The sequence below is a fragment of the Streptomyces sp. NPDC037301 genome, from assembly GCF_055602785.1.
In genome coordinates, this window is sequence record NZ_JBVJWD010000002.1 from 261,798 (window position 1) to 281,347 (window position 19,550).

The 19,550-nt window shown below is 68.1% G+C and carries 16 protein-coding genes, 1 pseudogene and 1 riboswitch; of the genes and pseudogenes, 7 read left to right on the plus strand and 10 right to left on the minus strand.

What is annotated here, in order from left to right; translation table 11 throughout:
- Positions 1-136 precede the first annotated feature (136 nt).
- The 5 genes from ACZ7IB_RS04510 to ACZ7IB_RS04530 all read right to left on the minus strand — a co-directional run bounded on the left by ACZ7IB_RS04510 (position 137) and on the right by ACZ7IB_RS04530 (position 6,914).
- A complete protein-coding gene (locus ACZ7IB_RS04510; protein WP_470909110.1) occupies positions 137-1,150 on the minus strand; it encodes a ribonucleotide-diphosphate reductase subunit beta in 1,014 nt (337 codons plus the stop codon).
- Positions 1,150-3,561 carry a ribonucleoside-diphosphate reductase subunit alpha gene (locus ACZ7IB_RS04515; protein WP_470909111.1) on the minus strand — a complete coding sequence of 804 codons (2,412 nt, stop codon included), beginning with the start codon at positions 3,559-3,561 and terminating at the stop codon, positions 1,150-1,152. The genes ACZ7IB_RS04510 and ACZ7IB_RS04515 overlap by 1 nt, the downstream gene beginning before the upstream one ends.
- 151 nt (positions 3,562-3,712) lie before the next feature.
- A riboswitch (adenosylcobalamin-variant (AdoCbl-variant) riboswitch) is annotated at positions 3,713-3,815 on the minus strand.
- Positions 3,816-3,993: 178 nt separating this feature from the next.
- Complete coding sequence (gene mctP, locus ACZ7IB_RS04520) at positions 3,994-5,631, minus strand: monocarboxylate uptake permease MctP (protein WP_470909112.1); 1,638 nt, start codon at positions 5,629-5,631, stop codon at positions 3,994-3,996.
- A complete protein-coding gene (locus ACZ7IB_RS04525; RefSeq protein ID WP_114246558.1) occupies positions 5,628-5,882 on the minus strand; it encodes a DUF3311 domain-containing protein in 255 nt (84 codons plus the stop codon). Before ACZ7IB_RS04525 ends, mctP begins: the two co-directional genes overlap by 4 nt.
- A 267-nt stretch (positions 5,883-6,149) precedes the next feature.
- Complete coding sequence (locus ACZ7IB_RS04530; RefSeq protein WP_072483818.1) at positions 6,150-6,914, minus strand: GntR family transcriptional regulator; 765 nt, start codon at positions 6,912-6,914, stop codon at positions 6,150-6,152.
- 279 nt (positions 6,915-7,193) lie between these two features.
- On the opposite strand from ACZ7IB_RS04530, the gene ACZ7IB_RS04535 reads away from it, so the two are divergent.
- The 4 genes from ACZ7IB_RS04535 to ACZ7IB_RS04550 all read left to right on the plus strand — a co-directional run bounded on the left by ACZ7IB_RS04535 (position 7,194) and on the right by ACZ7IB_RS04550 (position 11,950).
- Positions 7,194-8,480, plus strand: a complete 1,287-nt coding sequence (locus ACZ7IB_RS04535; RefSeq protein ID WP_470909114.1) for an extracellular solute-binding protein — start codon at positions 7,194-7,196, stop codon at positions 8,478-8,480.
- A gap of 99 nt (positions 8,481-8,579) precedes the next feature.
- The gene (locus ACZ7IB_RS04540; RefSeq protein ID WP_470909116.1) at positions 8,580-9,572 is read left to right on the plus strand and encodes a carbohydrate ABC transporter permease; all 993 of its coding nucleotides are present in this window, start codon (positions 8,580-8,582) and stop codon (positions 9,570-9,572) included.
- Positions 9,569-10,399 (plus strand): carbohydrate ABC transporter permease, encoded by an 831-nt coding sequence (locus tag ACZ7IB_RS04545; RefSeq protein WP_470909118.1) that lies wholly within the window; start codon positions 9,569-9,571, stop codon positions 10,397-10,399. The genes ACZ7IB_RS04540 and ACZ7IB_RS04545 overlap by 4 nt, the downstream gene beginning before the upstream one ends.
- 9 nt (positions 10,400-10,408) lie before the next feature.
- Entirely contained in the window at positions 10,409-11,950 is a 1,542-nt protein-coding gene (locus tag ACZ7IB_RS04550) for a glycoside hydrolase family 3 protein (protein WP_470909120.1), read from the plus strand.
- Positions 11,951-12,273: 323 nt separating this feature from the next.
- Here ACZ7IB_RS04550 and nagB read toward each other — a convergent pair whose 3' ends face one another.
- On the minus strand, positions 12,274-13,059 hold the full coding sequence (gene nagB, locus ACZ7IB_RS04555) for a glucosamine-6-phosphate deaminase (RefSeq protein ID WP_470909121.1): 786 nt from the start codon (positions 13,057-13,059) through the stop codon (positions 12,274-12,276).
- A gap of 301 nt (positions 13,060-13,360) precedes the next feature.
- On the opposite strand from nagB, the pseudogene ACZ7IB_RS04560 reads away from it, so the two are divergent.
- Both ACZ7IB_RS04560 and ACZ7IB_RS04565 read left to right on the plus strand, forming a co-directional pair.
- Positions 13,361-13,525 (plus strand): annotated as a pseudogene (locus ACZ7IB_RS04560) (SIS domain-containing protein); the annotation flags it as partial.
- A 515-nt stretch (positions 13,526-14,040) separates the two neighbouring features.
- Positions 14,041-15,507, plus strand: coding sequence for a histidine kinase N-terminal domain-containing protein (locus tag ACZ7IB_RS04565; RefSeq protein WP_470909516.1), 1,467 nt, complete (start codon positions 14,041-14,043; stop codon positions 15,505-15,507).
- A 174-nt stretch (positions 15,508-15,681) separates the two neighbouring features.
- Here the strand turns inward: ACZ7IB_RS04565 and ACZ7IB_RS04570 are convergent, their stop codons facing one another.
- Positions 15,682-15,939 (minus strand): WhiB family transcriptional regulator, encoded by a 258-nt coding sequence (locus ACZ7IB_RS04570; protein ID WP_003953983.1) that lies wholly within the window; start codon positions 15,937-15,939, stop codon positions 15,682-15,684.
- 319 nt (positions 15,940-16,258) lie between these two features.
- Positions 16,259-17,227, minus strand: coding sequence for a diacylglycerol/lipid kinase family protein (locus tag ACZ7IB_RS04575; RefSeq protein WP_470909122.1), 969 nt, complete (start codon positions 17,225-17,227; stop codon positions 16,259-16,261).
- A gap of 239 nt (positions 17,228-17,466) precedes the next feature.
- Here ACZ7IB_RS04575 and ACZ7IB_RS04580 point away from each other — a divergent pair, with 239 nt between their 5' ends.
- Positions 17,467-17,844 carry a hypothetical protein gene (locus ACZ7IB_RS04580; RefSeq protein WP_470909517.1) on the plus strand — a complete coding sequence of 126 codons (378 nt, stop codon included), beginning with the start codon at positions 17,467-17,469 and terminating at the stop codon, positions 17,842-17,844.
- 156 nt (positions 17,845-18,000) lie between these two features.
- Here ACZ7IB_RS04580 and ACZ7IB_RS04585 read toward each other — a convergent pair whose 3' ends face one another.
- On the minus strand, positions 18,001-18,954 hold the full coding sequence (locus ACZ7IB_RS04585; RefSeq protein WP_401993342.1) for an RNA polymerase sigma factor SigF: 954 nt from the start codon (positions 18,952-18,954) through the stop codon (positions 18,001-18,003).
- Entirely contained in the window at positions 18,951-19,364 is a 414-nt protein-coding gene (locus ACZ7IB_RS04590) for an ATP-binding protein (RefSeq protein WP_073781878.1), read from the minus strand. Before ACZ7IB_RS04590 ends, ACZ7IB_RS04585 begins: the two co-directional genes overlap by 4 nt.
- Between the last annotated feature and the right edge of the window lie 186 nt (positions 19,365-19,550).

The following is a 19,550-nucleotide window of genomic DNA, read 5'->3' on the forward strand; positions in this document are numbered from 1 at the left end:
CATCCGGCCCACCCACCCGACCAGAGGGAGAGGGGGAAGAGGAGAAGAGCACAAACCCCCCCCCCCCCCCCCCCCCCCCCCCCCCCCCCCCCCCCCCCCCCCCCCCCCGCCCCTACCTCAGAAGCTGGGCCAGGATCTAGAAGTCGTCGTCGAAGGCGACCGAGCCCTCCACCGCCACCTGGTAGGCGGACGGCCGACGTTCGAAGAAGTTCGTCAGTTCCTGCACACCCTGCAGCTCCATGAACGAGAACGGGTTCTCGGAGCCGTAGACGGCCGGGAAGCCCAGCCGGGTGAGCCGCTGGTCGGCCACACATTCCAGGTACTGGCGCATGGACTCGGTGTTCATGCCCGGCAGCCCGTCGCCGCACAGATCCCGGCCGAACTGCAGCTCCGCGTCGACAGCCTCCTTCAGCATGTCGGTGACCTGCTGCTGGAGTTCGTCGTCGAAGAGGTCCGGCTCCTCCTTGCGAACGGTGTCCACGACCTCGAACGCGAAGTTCATGTGCATCGTCTCGTCACGGAACACCCAGTTGGTGCCCGTGGCGAGCCCGTGCAGCAGACCCCGCGAGCGGAACCAGTAGACGTACGCGAACGCGCCGTAGAAGAACAGCCCCTCGATGCACGCCGCGAAGCAGATCAGGTTCAGCAGGAAGCGACGGCGGTCGGCCTTCGTCTCCAGCCGCTCGATCTTCTCGACCGAATCCATCCACTTGAAGCAGAACTGCGCCTTCTCACGGATCGACGGAATCTCCTCGACCGCGTCGAACGCGGCGGCACGGTCGTCCGGATCGGGCAGATACGTGTCGAGCAGCGTCAGATAGAACTGGACGTGCACGGCCTCCTCGAAGAGCTGCCGCGACAGATACAGCCGCGCCTCGGGGGAGTTGATGTGCTTGTACAGCGTCAGCACGAGGTTGTTCGAGACGATCGAGTCTCCGGTCGCGAAGAACGCGACGAGCCGGCCGATCATGTGCTGCTCGCCGGGCGACAGCTTGGCGAGATCGGCCACGTCGGAGTGGAGATCGACCTCCTCGACCGTCCACGTGTTCTTGATGGCGTCGCGGTAGCGCTCGTAGAAGTCCGGGTAGCGCATGGGGCGCAGAGTCAGCTCGAAGCCGGGGTCGAGCAGGTTCTTCTCGGTTGAGCTCATTACTGACAGGCCTCGCAGGACTCGGGGTTTTCGAGGGAGCAGGCGATCGCGTCCGCGTCGGGGCCCGATGTCTGCTGTACGGGAATAGGGGCGGCGGCCGCGGCCTGGCCGGATGCCGCGCGGGCGATCCGGGTCGCCGGGCGCGAGCGCAGGTAGTACGTCGTCTTCAGCCCCTGCTTCCAGGCGTACGCGTACATTGAGGAGAGCTTGCCGATCGTCGGCGTCTCCATGAACAGGTTCAGCGACTGGCTCTGGTCGAGGAACGGCGTACGGGCCGCTGCCATGTCGATCAGACCGCGCTGCGGGATCTCCCACGCCGTGCGGTACAGCGCCCGCACATCCTCCGGGATCCAGGCGAAGCCCTGCACGGAACCGCTCGCCTCGCGCAGTGCCTCACGGGTCCGCGCGTCCCACACGCCGAGCTGCTTCAGCTCATCTACCAGATATGCGTTGACCTGGAGGAACTCACCGCTGAGCGTCTCGCGCTTGAAGAGGTTGGAGACCTGCGGCTCGATGCACTCATACACACCTGCGATCGAGGCGATCGTCGCCGTCGGCGCGATGGCGAGCAGCAGCGAGTTGCGCATCCCGGTCTTCGCGACCCGGGCGCGCAGCGCGTCCCAGCGCTCCGGCCAGTTCAGCTCGGTGTCGTAGTGGTCGGGGTGCAGCACACCGCGCGCGGCACGCGTCTGCGACCACGCGGGCAGCGGGCCGGAGCGCTCGGCGAGCTCGCAGGAGGCCTCGTACGCCGCGAGCATGATCCGCTCGGAGATCTTCGTGGAGAGCGCGCGGGCCTCGGGGGAGTCGAACGGCAGCCGCAGCTGGAAGAAGACGTCCTGCAGACCCATCGCACCCAGGCCGACGGGGCGCCACTTCGCATTGGACCGGCCGGCCTGCTCGGTCGGGTAGAAGTTGATGTCGACGACCCGGTCGAGGAAGGTCACGGCGGTGCGGACGGTCGCGTCCAGCCGCTCCCAGTCGATGCCACCGTCGGCGACGAACGCACCGAGGTTGACCGAACCCAGGTTGCAGACGGCCGTCTCGCCGTCATCGGTGACTTCGAGGATCTCGGTGCACAGATTCGACGAGTGGACGACGCGGCCCGGCTCGGCGGTCTGGTTCGCGGTCCGGTTGGAGGCGTCCTTGAACGTCATCCAGCCCTGGCCGGTCTGCGCGAGGGTACGCATCATCCGGCCGTACAGCTCACGGGCCGGCATCGACTTGCGGGCCAGCCCCTTGGCCTCGGCTGCCCGGTACGCGGCGTCGAACTCGTCGCCCCACAGGTCGACCAGCTCGGGCACATCGGCGGGCGAGAACAGTGACCAGTCGCCGTCCGCGTCGACCCGGCGCATGAACTCGTCCGGGATCCAGTGCGCCAGGTTGAGGTTGTGCGTACGCCGCTGGTCCTCACCCGTGTTGTCGCGCAGCTCCAGGAACTCCTCGATGTCCGCGTGCCAGGTCTCCAGGTAGACGGCGGCGGCGCCCTTGCGGCGGCCACCCTGGTTGACCGCGGCGACGGAGGCGTCGAGCGTCTTCAGGAACGGCACGATGCCGTTGGAGTGCCCGTTGGTGCCGCGGATCAGTGAACCGCGGGCGCGGATGCGGGAGTACGAGAGACCGATTCCGCCCGCGTGCTTGGAGAGCCGCGCCACCTGGTGGTAGCGGTCATAGATCGAGTCGAGCTCGTCGAGCGGGGAGTCCAGCAGATAGCAGGAGGACATCTGCGGATGCCGGGTGCCGGAGTTGAACAGGGTCGGCGAGGACGGCAGGTAGTCGAGCCGGCTCATCAGCCCGTACAGTGCCGCGACTTCGTCCAGGGCGCGCTTCGAGTCGTCCTCGGCGAGTCCGGCCGCGACGCGCAGCATGAAGTGCTGCGGCGTCTCGATGACCTGGCGGGTGTGCGGGTGACGCAGCAGATAGCGGCTGTGCAGGGTCCGCAGCCCGAAGTAACCGAAGCGGTCGTCGGCGCCGTCGGCGAGCGAACGCTCCACCAGCGCGTCGAGTGCGGCCGCGTGCAGCGCGACGAACCCGGCGGTACGGTCCGCGATCAGGCCCTCGCGGTGCCCGACGGCGACCGCGGCGGAGAAGGAGACCGCGCCCTGGCTCGCCGCCTCGTCCGCGATGGTGCGGGTCAGCAGCCTGGCCGCGAGCCGGGAGTAGGCGGGGTCCTCGGAGATCAGCCCCGCGGCGGCCTCCGTTGCCAGCGAGCGCAACTCCGCCTCGTCCGACCGGGCGCTACGGCCGCGCAGCGCGGCGGCGGCGACGCGACCGGGGTCGGTGTCGGGCAGATCGACGGTGAGGTCGGTCAGGGTCCGCAGCAGTGCGGTCCCCGGTCCGTCGTGTGCGGTTCCCTCGGACTCGGCCGCTTCGGACACAGCGACTGAAGCCGGATCGGCTGGCGCGATGGTCACGTGGTGCTCTCCCTCGCTCGGCTCGGGGCCGGCGGGGAGCGGGGCAGCCGGGCAGAGGCGGGCCCGCGTCGGGGCAGCACTCATTACGGCGTCCACCGGCCCATCCGCGAGGCCCGGACGTCTGGCATCCGGTTCGGTCGAGCCGGATGCGCTGTCGGCAGGTCCTCGGACTTACTTGAAGGTGCGCAAAAGCACACTGAATACACCGTTGCGGGACAGTTCCGGATTCGCACCGGATTTCCCTGCGACGACAGCGAGCACGAGCATACATGTGGGGGCCGCTGGATGGGACGGCCCCCACATGTTGTGTCGCGCAACAGAAGTCGAGTCGACGGGACAAGCCGTGCGATCCCCTGTCGGAGCAGACGGACGGCCCGCCACGCCCCGCTGAAGGGGGCGCGACGGGCCGTCATCCGGCCGTGGGAGCGGTCGTCAGTGGCCGCCGCCCGGGGCTCCCGCCGTGGCCGGCGGGAGCTCCGCCCGGACGCCCGGGTCGCCCGCGTCGGCCGTGTAGTCGGCCGGGGAGGTCTCGTCGATCCCGGCGGGTGCCTTCACGGCGTTCAGGACGAAGGTGAGCACCACCGTCACCACCACGTTCAGCACGAACGCGGTCAGGCCGATGTAGCCGATCTCGCCGATGCCCGGGATCTCCTTGGACGACCCGCCGAAGTGTGCCTGGGTCGGGCTGGCGACCCCGTACGCGGCCACCGTCCCGTACACCATGCCGACCGCCCAGCCCGCGAGCAGTGCCCAGCGGTGGAACCAGCGGGTGAACAGACCGCCGACCAGGGCCGGCATCGTCTGGAGGATCCAGATCCCGCCGAGCAGCTGGAAGTTGATCGCGACCGTCTTGTCCATGGTGAGGACGAAGGCGAGCGCGCCGACCTTCACCAGCAGCGACACCAGCTTGGAGACCTTGGTCTCCTGTTCCGGGGTCGCGTCCGGCTTCAGGAAGTCCTTGTAGATGTTGCGGGTGAAGAGGTTCGCCGCGGCGATCGACATGATCGCGGCGGGCACCAGAGCACCGATGCCGATGGCGGCGAACGCGACCCCTGCGAACCAGTCGGGGAACATGTTCTCGAACAGCTGGGGGATGGCCAACTGCCCGTTGTCCACCTTGATCCCGGCGGCGATCGCCATGAAGCCGAGCAGCGCCAGCAGGCCCAGCATCAGCGAGTACAGCGGCAGGATCGTGGTGTTGCGCCGGATCACATTGCGGCTGCGGCTGGAGAGCGTCGCCGTGATCGAGTGCGGATACATGAAGAGCGCCAGCGCCGAGCCCAGCGCCAGTGTGGCGTAACCCCATTGGCCCGCTTCACCCGGCGCGAGCGCGCCGCGCGGCTTGCCGGTTGCCGGGTTGGTCTGGGAGAACGCATCGCCCGCCTTGGCGAAGATGTCGTCGAAGCCGCCGAGCTTGATCGGGATGTAGATGATCGCCACCGCGATGACCAGGTAGATCAGTCCGTCCTTGACGAACGCGATCAGCGCCGGCGCGCGCAGACCGGACGAGTAGGTGTACGCGGCGAGCACCGCGAACGCGATCAGCAGCGGCAGGTCCTTGACGAACCAGTGGGTGTTCTCTCCACCGCCCACGCCCATCACGTCCAGCACGGCCTGGATGCCGACGAGCTGGAGCGCGATGTACGGCATCGTGGCGAGGATGCCCGTGACGGCGACCGCCAGCGAGAGCCCCTTCGAGCCGAAGCGCCCGCGGACGAAGTCCGAGGTCGTCACGTACCCGTGCTTGTGCGAGACCGACCACAGCCGCGGCAGGAAGGTGAAGATCAGCGGGTACACGAGGATCGTGTACGGCACGGCGAAGAAGCCTGCCGCGCCCGCCGCGTAGATCGCCGCGGGAACGGCGACGAAGGTGTACGCGGTGTACAGGTCGCCGCCGAGCAGGAACCAGGTGACCCAGGTTCCGAACGAACGTCCGCCCAGGCCCCATTCGTCGAGGCTGGCGTCGTTCTCGGCCTTCCGCCAGCGCGCCGCCAGGAAGCCCATGACCGTGACGGCCAGGAAGAAGAAGATGAAGACGCCGAGCGCGACGCCGTTCACGCCGTCCTTCATGCCGACGCACCCCCCTTGCGGGCGCGCTGGTCACGCTGCCACAGCTTGTACGCGATCACCGTGAGTGCGGTGGAGATCAGCACCCAGAGCATCTGGTACCAGTAGAAGAACGGGATACCGATGAAGGTGGGGTCCACCTTCGCGTACGAACTCACCCAGAGCATCGCCACGAACGGCGCGATGAGACAGAGGGCGATGACCACCCGCACGGGTGTGACGGTGGGCGGTTTTCCTTCTGGGTCTGCTGGCATGTGGCGACTCCGTCCCCTCGCTGATCACCTGGTGTAATGCGCAGGAAATCTAGGGGAGGCTTCCGGTCACCGTCACCCCCTGTCCGCATTGCGGTCCGGCAACGGTCCCGTGTGCGGGCGCGAATGTTCGGAATGTTGTCAAACGTACGACGCATGGTCTGTGCCAAGGTGTGCCAACGGCCCCCGCTGAGTGTGGATTCCACGGGGGCCGCGACGGTTGCGCCCAGGGGTGCATGGCCGGAATCAGCCGGTCGACGCACCTGGACCTCAGTCCGTCGGCCGCTTCAGGCGCGCCACGAACTTGTACCGGTCGCCCCGGTAGACCGAGCGCACCCACTCCACCGGCTCGCCCTGCCCGTCGAGCGAGTGCCGGGACAGCATCAGCATCGGCAGGCCCACATCCGTACCGAGCAGTCCGGCCTCGCGCGGGGTGGCGAGCGAGGTCTCGATGGTCTCCTCGGCCTCGGCCAGCCGGACGTCGTACACCTCCGCCAAAGCGGTGTAGAGCGAGGTGTACTTCACCAGCGAACGGCGCAGTGCCGGAAAGCGTTTGGCCGAAAGGTGCGTGGTCTCGATCGCCATCGGCTCCCCGCTGGCGAGCCGCAGCCGCTCGATCCGCAGCACTCGCCCACCGGTCGTGATGTCGAGCAGCCCGGCGAGCGTGTCGTCAGCCGTGACATAGCCGATGTCCAGCAACTGGGACGTCGGTTCGAGTCCCTGGGCGCGCATGTCCTCGGTGTACGAGGTGAGCTGCAGGGCCTGTGAGACCTTCGGCTTGGCGACGAAGGTGCCCTTGCCCTGGATGCGCTCCAGCCGGCCCTCGACGACCAGCTCCTGGAGCGCCTGGCGCACGGTCGTGCGCGAGGTGTCGAACTCGGCGGCCAGGGTCCGCTCCGGCGGCACGGGAGTGCCCGGCGGCATGGTGTCCGTCATGTCGAGGAGATGTCGCTTCAGCCGGTAGTACTTCGGGACGCGCGCCGTCCGTGTGGCCGCGCCCGTCTCGTTCTCCGTACTGCCCCCGTCGGCACCCATGGTCCGCCTTCCCGACTGCTGCGTTGCTGCCGTCACCGGCTCCTCCGTCTGTCGCGGCTCACATGGTGGCACGGTCCGGGCACGGCTCGTCGCCCTCCCTCAGGTGTCGGTCCTGTAACGGACGCGAGTGCACTTCTTATACACCCTTGACACCCCTAAAGGTCTAGGCCAAGCTCCCGGTGCTGGTCTAAACCATTAAAGACCAGGTCCAGCCCCAGCAGTACTCGTCGAATGTCTTCGCGGTGGGCGGGGTTGCAGTTTCCCTGAGGAGGGTTTGGCGTGAAGCGCAAGCTCATCGCGGCGGTCGGCGTCGCGGGCATGATGATCGGCCTCGCGGCGTGTGGGTCCGACGACGGCGACAGCAACAGCGGTAAGAAGACCGGCCCGGACAGCTACAAGGGCGAGACGCTCACCGTCTGGACGATGTCAGGATCGAACCCGCCCGGGTGGACCAAGACGGTCACCGATGAGTTCGAGAAGAAGACCAAGGCCAAGCTGGAGATCGAAGTCCAGGACTGGAACGGTATTCAGCAGAAGGTCACCACGGCCCTCTCCGAGTCCAACCCGCCGGACGTCCTGGAGATCGGCAACACCCAGACCCCGGCGTACGCCAAGACCGGTGGCCTCGCCGACCTCGGTGACCTGAAGAAGGAGATCGGCTCCGCCTGGGCCGACGGCGTCAACCAGCCCTCCATATACGACGGCAAGCAGTACGCCCTGCCGTGGTACGTGGGCAACCGCGTCGTCATGTACAACAAGAAGGTCTTCAAGGACGCCGGTATCACCGAGACGCCGAAGACCCGTGCCGACCTCTTCAAGGCGTTCGACGCCATCAAGGCGAAGGGCGACGCCGAGCCCATCTACCTGCCCGGCCAGAACTGGTACTTCTTCGACGGTCTGCTCGTCGGCAAGGACGTCTCGCCGGTCAAGAAGGAGGGCGACAAGTACGTCTCCAACCTGGCCGACCCGAAGGTCGGCCAGGCCATGGACGTGTACAGGCAGTACCAGTCCTACTCCAAGGCTCCCAAGGACAAGGACGAGGCCACTCCGCAGCAGGCCGAGGTCTTCGCCAAGGGCAAGACCGGCGCCATCATCGCCATGGGCTACGAGGCCGGCACCGCCATCAAGGCCAACCCGAAGCTCAAGGACGACATCGGCTTCTTCACCATCCCCGGTGAGACGGCGGACAAGCCCGAGGGGGTCTTCCTCGGTGGCTCCAACCTCGCCGTTGCCGCGGGCAGCAAGAAGCAGGAGCTGGCCAAGGAGTTCCTGAAGATCGCGCTCTCCGAGAAGAACGACGGCGCGCTCATCAAGGAGGCCGGCTGGTCTCCGAAGAACGACGCCATGCAGCAGTACACCGTCGGCCAGCCCGCCGCCGAGGCGGCCGGCCCGGCCGCCGCCAAGTCCGGTGGCACCACCCCGCTGATCCCTGAGTGGGCGCCGGTCGAGAACCCGCCGAACCCGATCAAGACCTACATGACGCTGGTCCTGCAGGGCAAGTCGCCCGCCGACGCCGCCAAGCAGGTCGAGGGCGAGCTCAACAAGCGCCTCAGCCAGCAGCAGTAATCGCAGTAGCGCGTCCCGCGCCGGGGCGGCGGTTCTCGACCCGCCGCCCCGGTTGTACGCACCGTTCCGTGTAGGGCTTTGTTGGAAGAGATGGCGAGCATGGCAGTGCAAACCGACCCCTCGGATGTGGCCAAGACGGTCGCAGTCCGCGGGCAGGACGGGAAAACACCCGTCGGGCAGCACGGGGGAAGCAAGCGGAAGGCGGGTATCGGCACAGCGCCGTACCTGTTGATGGTCCCCGCGCTTGCGGTGACGGCGATCTTCCTCGGGTATCCCTTGGTCAAGAACGCCATGCTGTCGTTCCAGAACCTCAATATGGGACAGCTGATCCAGCACGTCACCGAGTGGAACGGCTTCAAGAACTACCAGGAGATCCTCACCGGTGAGGACTTCTGGAAAGTCACGCTCCGCACGATCGTGTTCACCGGCGTCAACGTCGTTCTGATCATGATCATCGGCACGCTGGTCGGACTGCTGCTCGCCCGTCTCGGCAAGAAGATGCGCCTCACCCTGATGGTCGGTCTGGTGCTCGCCTGGGCGATGCCGGTCGTGGCCGCGTCCACCGTGTTCCAGTGGCTGTTCGCCTCGCGCTTCGGCGTCATCAACTACACGCTGGACAAGCTCGGCTGGCACTCGATGGCCGACTTCAACTGGACCGGCTCGCAGTTCTCCACCTTCTTCGTGGTCACCCTGATGATCGTCTGGCAGTCGATCCCGTTCGTGGCGATCAACCTGTACGCGGCGACCACCACCATCGCCAAGGAACTGTACGAAGCCGCGTCACTCGACGGCGCCGGCGTCTGGAAGAGCTTCACATCGGTGACGTTCCCGTTCCTGCGGCCCTTCCTCTACGCCACGACCTTCCTCGAGGTCATCTGGGTCTTCAAGGCCTTCCCGCAGATCTTCACCATCAGTGAGGGCGGCCCCAACCGCCTCACCGAGACACTGCCGATCTACGCCTTCGTCGAGGGTGTCGGCAACCAGCACTACGGCATGGGCGCGGCGATCTCCCTGCTGACCATTCTGATCATGCTGGGGCTGACCTCGTACTACCTCCGCATCGTTCTCAAGCAAGAGGAGGACGAGCTGTGAAGCGCTCACTGCTCGGCCGCATCTGGCCCAACGCAACGGCGATCGTCCTCCTCGCCGCACTGGTCTTCCCCGTCTACTGGATGTTCAGTACGGCGTTCAAGCCGACCGGCGACATCATCACCGAGACGCCGGTCTGGTTCCCGACCGACGTCACGTTCGAGCATTTCAAGACGGCGTACCACGCACCGAACTTCCTGACCCTGGTCAGGAACTCGCTCACCGTCACGCTGCTCGCCGTGGTCTTCTCGCTGATCATCGCGCTCTTCGCGTCGTTCGCGCTGGCCCGGATGCGGTTCAAGGGCCGCAAGGGCATGATCCTGGTCTTCATGATTGCGCAGATGGCCCCCTGGGAAGTCATGGTCATCGCGATCTACATGCTGGTCCGCGATGCCGACATGCTCAACAGCCTGGTCCCGCTGACGCTCTTCTACATGGTGATGGTGCTTCCCTTCACGATCCTGACGCTGCGCGGCTATGTTGCCGCGGTGCCCAAGGAGTTGGAGGAGTCGGCCATGGTCGACGGCTGCACCCGCCCGCAGGCCTTCATCAAGGTGATCCTGCCGCTGCTCGCCCCCGGCCTGATGGCCACCTCGCTCTTCGGCTTCATCACGGCGTGGAACGAATTCCCGCTGGTTCTGATCCTCAACAAGGACCCCGAGGCCAAGACACTTCCGCTGTGGCTCTCCCAGTTCCAGAGCCAGTTCGGCGACGACTGGGGTGCCACCATGGCGGCGGCCTCGATCTTCGCCATCCCGATCCTCATCCTCTTCGTCTTCCTGCAGCGCAAGGCCGTCAGCGGCCTCACCGACGGCGCCGTGAAGGGATAACACCGCTCCATGACCACGCTGATATCCACCACGGACACCATCACCCGCGACGCTCTCGCCGTCCTGCAGCCCGGATTCACCGGCACCACCGCCCCGGACTGGGTGCTGCGCCGGGTCGACGAAGGCCTCGCCTCCGTCGCCCTGTTCGGCCGCAACATCCGGACGCCCGAGCAGGTTGCCTCGCTCACCGCCCGGCTCAGGGCCGAGCGCGACGACCTCCTCGTCGCGATCGACGAGGAGGGCGGTGACGTCACCCGACTCGAGGTGCGTACCGGCTCCTCCTTCCCCGGCAACCTCGCGCTCGGCCACGTCGACGACGTGGCGCTGACCCGTGCGGTCGCCCAGGAACTGGGCCGACGGCTCGCCGAGTGCGGCGTCAACCTCAACTGGGCGCCGTCCGCGGACGTCAACTCCAACCCGGGTAACCCGATCATCGGTGTGCGGTCCTTCGGCGCCGAGACCGAGCTCGTGGCCCGGCACACCGCCGCGTACATCGAGGGCCTCCAGACCGCCGGAGTCGCCGCCTGCACCAAGCACTTCCCCGGGCACGGCGACACCGCGATCGACTCGCACCACGCGATGCCGCGCATCGACGTGGACCTGGAGACGCTGCACACCCGTGAACTGACGCCCTTCCGGGCGGCCATCGCCGCGGGTTCCAAGTGCGTGATGAGCGCGCACATTCTGCTGCCCGCCCTCGACCCGGACCGCCCCGCGACGGTGAGCCCGCAGATCCTCACCGGTCTGCTGCGCGAGGAGCTGGGGTACGACGGCCTGATCGTCACCGACGCCGTGGAGATGCAGGCCATCGCCGGGACGTACGGCATCGAGCGCGGCTCCGTCCTCGCGATCGCCGCGGGGGCCGACGCCCTGTGCATCGGTGGCGGCCTGGAGGACGACGGCACGGTGCAGCGGCTGCGCGACGCGCTGGTCGCGGCGGTGCGCAGCGGTGAACTCGCCGAGGAGCGGCTCGCGGACGCGGCGGCACGGGTACGCGCCCTCGCGTCCTGGACGCGGGGGGCCGAGGGAGCCGGTTCGCAGCCGGGCGCGACGACGCAGGGGGGGACCGCGCCCGGCACCGGGATCGGTTCCGACATCGGCCTGGTCGCCGCCCGCCGCGCGGTGAAGGTGACCGGCTCCGCCGAGCCGCTGACCGACCCCGCTTACGTTGCCGCGTTCACCTCCGCGTCGAACATCGCGGTCGGCGACGAGACCCCGTGGGGCGTCGCCGCGGAGCTGGGCCGGCTGCTGCCGGGCACGGAGACCGACACGTACAGCAGCGAGACCGAGGCACCCGTCGCCGCTGTGCTGCGGGCCGCGGGGGAGCGGCGCATCGTCGTGGTCGTCCGCGACGCCCACCGCCATGCCTGGATGGCCGAGACCCTCGACGCCCTGGTGGCGGAGCGCCCCGACATAGTCGTGGTCGAAATGGGCGTCCCGCAGGCGGCCCCCAGGGGCTCCCTGCACATCGCCACCCACGGCGCGGCCCGCGTCTGCGGCCTCGCGGCCGCGGAGATCATCGCCAGGGGTACGGACCGCCCCCAGGCCTGAAAGCAGGGCGTGATGCAGCACGAGGGGCCGCATCACGCCTGCCCCACCACCGGTCGGCCCAACGCCCTTTCAGACGGACGGGCGTTGCCTGCTGCACGGCCGGTCCAAGCCGACCGGGCGCTTCAAGCCGCTCCGGCGAGTCAAGCCGGTCCGGCGTTTGAGGACACCCCGTCCACCCGGACACGCCTCCCCACGGCGCGAGGGTCAAATCAAGCCCGTCCGGCGATTGAGGACAAGCACGTCCGCAGGACGCGTAACGGCATACGAGAGGGCCGGGACACCCACCACGGGTGTCCCGGGCCCTCTCCCCACGTCCGGTCGGTCTAAAGACCCTGCCACAGCGGCTTCGCCGCATACGTGGCGCGGAAGTAGTCCGCCAGCCTCAACTTCGACGCGGCAGCCTCGTCCACCACCACCGTCGCATGCGGATGCAACTGCAGCGCCGACGCGGGCACGATCGAGGCCACCGGCCCCTCCACCGTCTGCGCCACGGCGTCCGCCTTGCCCTCCCCGGTGGCGAGCAGGATCGGGTGGCGGGACTCCAGGATGGTGCCGATGCCCTGGGTGATCACGTGGTGCGGCACCTGCGTGATGTCGTTGTCGAAGAAGCGCGCGTTGTCGACCCGGGTCTGCTCGGTGAGCGTCTTGATCCGGGTACGGGAGGCGAGCGAGGAGCACGGTTCGTTGAAGCCGATGTGCCCGTCGGTGCCGATGCCGAGGAGCTGAAGGTCCACCCCGCCGGCCTCGGCGAGCGCCTTGTCGTATGCCTGGCAGGCGGCCAGGACGTCCTCGGCGGAGCCGTCGGGGCCCATGAAGGACGCCTCGGACAGGCCGAGCGGTTCGACGACCTCGCGCAGCACCACGGAGCGGTAGGACTCGGGGTGGCCCGCGGGCAGCCCGACGTACTCGTCGAGCTGGCAGATGCGGGCGCGCGAGGCGTCGACGGCGCCGGAGCGGACCTTGGCCGCCAGCGCCTGGTAGATGGGCAGCGGGGTAGAGCCGGTGGCAACGCCGAGAAGGGCGTCGGGCTTGCGGCTCAGCAGGGCGCCGATGGCCTCCGCGATGAGTTCGCCGCCTGCCTTGGCATCCGGGACGATGACAACTTCCACGCGGGGCCTGCCGATCTGAAGAGTTGAATTATGTGGTATAGACCAATCAGGATCCAATCTAGCAGAATCCGGTAACGCGGACACGACGGCCGTACCCGTCCCGGCCGTGGCCCGCTGGCGAGTCTCCGGTTCGCCGTGGTCGACTGGGTCGAACGGCGTTCCTGACACACCGGGACACCCCTGGGAGGCACTCGACATGTCCGCCACGATTTCGGCAGGGAAGAGCGAGCGGCCGGGCCGGATCATGTCCGGCGAGATGGCCGAACAGCCCGGAGTGCTGCGGCGCATCCTCGACCTGGGTGCGGCGTCCGCGGGTTTCGTGCTGCCGACGGCGGGGGTCGCCGAAGAGGTCCAGCCGATCCTGGAGATCCTGCCGCTGCAGATGCTGGCATACGAGGTGACGATCGCACGCGGTCAGGACCCGGACGCGCCGCGTGCGCTGGCCAAGGTCACCGAGACCCGCTGATCACGGGGCGGGGCACGGGCGACGCCCGTAGAACACCCGCGGGCCGCGGCGCCGGGACGGGACCCTCAGCCCGTCCGGCACCGCAGCCCGGAGTTAAGACCGACCACCACCTGGGGGGCGGCGTCGCGGGGTTGGGCACGCACATCTGCGGCGTTGTCGTCAATCACCAACGCTCCGCGTTGGCTCAATCCTCCGCCTTGCAGCTGCACGCACCCAACCCCGCTCCTTCTCCCACCCCCCAGGCGCCGGGCGGTCTGCTCGGCCGGCGGTGTGCGGTGCCCCCGGCCGGGGAGAGGTGCCTGCGCAGTCAGGGCAGAGAGCGCGGGTACCTCGATCCACTCTCCTGTGCGGGGAGAGCGGAAGCTCTGTCTTGAGCATTGTGGACTAGACCATTCTCCCCTGTCTATCCATCGGAAGGCCGCAATTTTCCGGGCCTCCTACCCTTGCACGTACGGCAGGGTCGTTCGGTTCGGAACCATTGCCCGTCCGCGGGTACGCTCGCACATGTGCCCTCCATGAACGACCTCGTCCGCCAGCACACAGCCCTCAGTGACACCGACCTGGAGTGGCTGCATCTGCTGGTCTCGGAGTGGCAGCTGCTCTCCGATCTGTCCTTCGCCGACCTCGTGCTGTGGGTTCCCACCCGCGACGGCACCCGCTATGTGTCCGTGGCCCAGATGCGGCCCAACACCGGCCCCACCTCCTACCAGGACGACATGGTCGGCCACTTGGTGCCGCGCGGCCGCCGCCCACTGCTCGACGCGGCGCTGGACGAGGGCCGGATCGTGCGCGAGGGCGATCCGGAGTGGCGCGAGGAGGTGCCGGTACGGGTCGAGTCGATCCCCGTACGCCGTGAGGGCCGGGTCCTCGGAGTCATCGCCCGCAACACCAACCTCCTGACCGTCCGTACACCGTCCCGGCTGGAGCTCACCTACCTCCAGTCGGCCTCCGATCTGGCCCAGATGATCGCCGCCGGGTCCTTCCCGTTCCCCGGCCAGCAGGTCGACATGGACGCATCGCCGCGCGTCGGTGACGGGCTGATCAGGCTCGACGCCGACGGAGTCGTCCAGTACGCCAGTCCCAACGGTCTCTCCGCGTACCACCGCCTCGGCCTCGCCTCCGACCTGGTCGGCCACCACCTGGGTGGGATCACCGCCGAACTCGCCCCCTCCCGCGGCCCGGTTGACGAGGCCCTGGTCAAACTCGCCAGCGGATACGCGCCCCGTGAGTTCGAGGTCGAGTGCGCGGGCGGGGTGATCCAGCTCCGGGCGATCCCGCTCAAGCCCAAGGGGGTCAGGATCGGTTCCCTGGTCCTCCTCCGGGACGTCACCGAACTGCGCCGCCGCGAGCGGGAGTTGATCACCAAGGATGCCACCATCCGGGAGATCCACCACCGGGTGAAGAACAACCTCCAGACGGTCGCTGCCCTGTTGCGGCTCCAGGCCCGCAGGATGGACTCCGCCCAGGGCCGCGAGGCGCTCAACGAGGCGGTACGGCGCGTCGGTTCGATCGCCATCGTTCATGAGACGCTGTCCCAGAATCTGGACGAGCGGGTGGAGTTCGACGAGATCGCCGACCGGGTCATCGCGATGGTCGCCGAGATCTCGCCGGGCAAGGTCACCTGTCGCCGTGCGGGACGCTTCGGCATTCTCGACGCCGAAGTGGCCACACCGCTGGCGATGGTGCTCACGGAGGTTCTGCAGAACGCCCTGGAGCACGCCTTCACCCTCGCCGAGTCCGGCACGGTGGAGGTGTCGGCGGTACGCGGCGGTTCCCCCGCCGGGAAGCGGCTGCTGATCACGATCCAGGACGACGGCTGCGGACTGCCCGAGGGATTCGACCCGCAGCGCGCCGGCAACCTGGGGCTGCAGATCGTGAGGACGCTGGTGGAGGGCGAGTTGAGCGGCACCTTCGGCATGGTCCCCGCCCCGGACCGCGGCACCCAGGTCGTCCTCGACATCCCGGTTCGCGCCGAGAAGTAGTCCCGGCTGCAGGCAAGGCACGAACACAGCAGTGAGCCCGGACCGTTGATCACGGTCCGGGCTCACTGTTCATGCATGCGCTTCGGGGGTACTGCGCGCTGCGACTCGGGGGGCGGGGTTGTGCGTACGCTCTGTACGCGCCGCCTGGCTGAGGCTCGTAGCGGTGGCGTCGGATCAGGCGCTGGCGTTACGCGCCCGGTTGCGAGCGGCACGGCGCTTCATCGCGCGGCGCTCGTCCTCGCTGAGGCCACCCCAGACGCCGGAGTCCTGGCCGGACTCGAGCGCCCACTGCAGGCACTGCTCCATGACGGGGCAGCGACGGCAGACGGCCTTGGCTTCCTCGATCTGCAGCAGCGCAGGACCGGTGTTGCCGATGGGGAAGAACAGCTCGGGGTCTTCCTCACGACAAACGGCGTTGTGACGCCAGTCCATGGCTGCTACCTCTCCTTGGTATTACATACTGTTGCTTGTGAATGTGAACGCTTTCACGAATCCCCCCGCAGATGACGGGCCGACGCCCAGATGAACTGGTTGCGGTCCTGTGAAGTGAGGAGGGGTTCTGGCTCTCAGTGGAGGCCGTTGTTGCGGGCCGTCCCGATCGCCATGTAGAGATTCGCAAACCTCAGCTGCGGATACAACCCCTTCTGGAAACTTTTTTTTGATTCCTCGGTGTCGACTAGGTCACAGCCGTACTTCTATGGGGTGGAGCCCAGCCCAAACGTTCGAGTTAAAGGACTTTGGTCCCTTCCACTCACACAATCACACGCAGTGCACGGCGTACGCCTGTGAACGTCACACTGGTACGCACTCCCAGATGGTCGCCGTCCATCTGGAAGGGGAGTGGCACCTTTGAATGCAAGGTGAAGTCCGTGAGGTCATGAAGTGAAACGGCGTGCTTGCCGGACGGGCCCTTCTCCGGGCTCGAAGTGAGCAGCTGGGTGCCGTAGCGGGCGACCGCCGGGGCGGAGAGCCGCTTCAGTCCGAGCACGTCCAGGCCGGTGTCGAAGGTGGCCTTCGGGGACGCGTACATGGGGCGACTCCCCAGGTACGTCCACGGAGCCGTGTTGGAAATTATGGACAGCGCGAGGTCGGTGACCGGTTCCCGTCCGGGCCTCTCCAGTGTCATCACCCCGTGCCGCCGGTGCGGCTCCTCCAGGAATTGCCGGACCACCTGGCGTACATACAGCGCATGCGTCGAGCGCTTACCGCGTTCGCGTTGCTGTTCGACCCGGCCGACCACGCCCGCGTCGAACCCGAGCCCCGCGCAGAAAGTGAACCAGCGTTCCGGAACCGACTCGTCCTCGGTACCGGGGGTACCGGCCGCCAGCCCGAGACCGACCGTGCGTTCGGTGCGGTTGGCGAGTGCGTCCAGGATCGCGCCGGTCGCCTCCACCGCATCATTGGGCAGGCCCAGGGCGCGCGCGAAAACATTGGTGGAGCCACCGGGAACCACCGCGAGACTCGGCAGGTTGTCCAGGTCGGGGCCGTTGTGAAGCAGACCGTTGACGACCTCGTTGACCGTGCCGTCGCCGCCCAGGGCGACCACCAGGTCGATCTCTCCGGAGTCCGCGGCCTGCCGCCCCAGGTCCCGGGCGTGGCCGCGGTACTCCGTGGTCACGGCCTCCAGCTTCATCTCGCTGGCCAGCGCGTGGATGAGCACATCACGCGTCCGCGCACTGGTGGTGGTAGCAGCTGGATTGACCACAAGGAGTGCGCGCATGACGGCCAGACTACCTACCGCGTGGTATCGCTCTGAAGTCCTGCCCCATGACCTTCACTCCCGGTGACGACCCGGGCGCGGTCGGACGGGGGATGTCCGTTTCCCGTACGGTTCCCGACCCCGGCTTCGCTTTCGCAGGGCCGGGATGTCAACCTGCAAGGGTGAGTACTCAGCAGAACACGCCTTCCTCGTCGCCTTCGCCGTCGGTCGGACCGGCGAAGCCGAGCAGGATCACTCTCGTGGCCGGACTCACCGCCTTGGAAGGGGCGGCGCTCGTCGGCGGCGGTATCTACATGCTGGTGATGGGGCTGCTCGGGCACCCCGAGAGCCCGCAGCAGGCGGAGATGGGCGGCCTCACGCTGATCGCGCTCGGCCTGATCCCGCTGTTCGCCGCACGTGGTCTGCTGCGGCGGCGCAGCTGGAGCCGCGGCCCCGCGCTCATCACGCAGATCATCGCGCTTCCGGTGGCCTGGACGCTGCTGAAGTCCCACGGCGCACTGATCCCCGCCGGGATCGTTCTCGCCGCGGTGGTCCTGACGGCGCTCTACCAGCTGGTCAGGCCGACGACGGTCGAGGCACTCGGTATCCGCCGACCGGGCACCACGCCGGACGCCTGAGCCGGATGCCCGGCGTCCGGGCCGGGTGAGGCGGCCTTCGGGTGCCGGCGACTCCCCGGGCGCAGGTGCTGCACGCACGAGCCGACCGCCGGGCGGCCGCTGCCCCGCGGGCACGGCCGTTTCCGTCGGCCCCCGCGCCCGAATCGGCCCTTCGTGCTACTCCTCGACGAGCAGCCGCTCGCGCAGCTGCGCCAGTGTGCGGGCCAGCAGCCGCGAGACGTGCATCTGCGAGATGCCGACCTCCTGCGCGATCTGCGACTGGGTCATGTTGCCGAAGAAGCGCAGCAGCAGAATCCGCTTCTCGCGCGGCGGCAGGTCCTCCAGCAGCGGCTTGAGCGACTCCCGGTACTCGACGCCCTCCAGCGCCTCGTCCTCGGAGCCCAGCGTGTCCGCGACCGCCGGGGACTCGTCGTCCGTGTCCGGTACGTCCAGCGAGAGCGTGCTGTACGCATTGGCCGATTCCAGGCCCTCCAGGACCTCTTCCTCGGAGATACCCAGCCGCTCCGCCAGCTCGTGCACCGTCGGCGAGCGGCCGTGCTGCTGGGAGAGTTCGGCGGTGGCCGTGGTGAGCGAGAGCCGCAGCTCCTGGAGCCGGCGCGGCACCCGGACCGCCCAGCCCTTGTCACGGAAGTGGCGCTTGATCTCGCCGACGACCGTGGGGGTCGCGTACGTCGAGAACTCGACGCCGCGGTCCGGGTCGAACCGGTCCACCGACTTGATCAGACCGATCGTGGCGACCTGGGTCAGATCATCCAGCGGCTCGCCGCGATTGCGGAACCGGCGGGCCAGATGCTCCACGAGCGGCAGATGCATCCGCACCAGCTGATTGCGCAGCTCCGCCTTCTCGGCCGACCCGTCGGGAAGCTCGCGCAGTTCGATGAACAGCGCCCGCGCCCCGCTGCGGTCGTGTGGATCGTGGTGCCCGTGCTCGCTCATCTGGCCTGCCTGCTCCGCCTGCGACTGCTCCACCGCGACCGTACGGCCCGCAGGCCCGTCCGCCCCGTCCTCCGGATGGGGCAGGGCCTGCTGTTCCGGGATGCCTGCTGGTCGCACCACCCCTGGTCGGATCGTCTCGTCCCGCACAGGACCGTCCCCGTTCCCGTTGCTCACGCCGGCCCGGGTCCCGCGCCGCGCTGTTTGTAGAGGCTGATACTGACAGTACGGTCGTCGGCGACCGAGGAGTCGACCTTTCCGGCCAGTGCGGAGAGCACCGTCCATGCGAAGGTGTCTCGCTCCGGCGCCCGGCCGTCCGTCGTCGGGGCCGAGACCGTCACCTCGAGAGAATCCTCGATGAGCCGGAAGACGCAGCTGAGGACGGAGCCCGGCACGGCCTGCTGAAGCAGGATCGCGCAGGCCTCGTCGACCGCGATGCGAAGATCCTCGATCTCGTCGAGAGTGAAGTCCAAGCGCGCTGCGAGACCGGCCGTTGCCGTACGCAGCACCGACAGGTAGGCACCCGCAGCGGGCAGCCGGACCTCTACGAAGTCCTGATTCCCGGGCTCGCCTGCGATCTGGGACACCCTCACCTCCAAGGTGGCACAAACTCTTTCGAGGATCCGGGAAGGGTGCCCCGGAGCCATGCGGTACGTCTTCGGTTCTGGTCCGGCGACGCTATCGCGATCCATGATGCCGTGTCGCCGGACCCCCAGCCCATGGCTGTCACTCATGGTAAACCCATGAGTACACACAGTGGGTAGGGGCTTGCG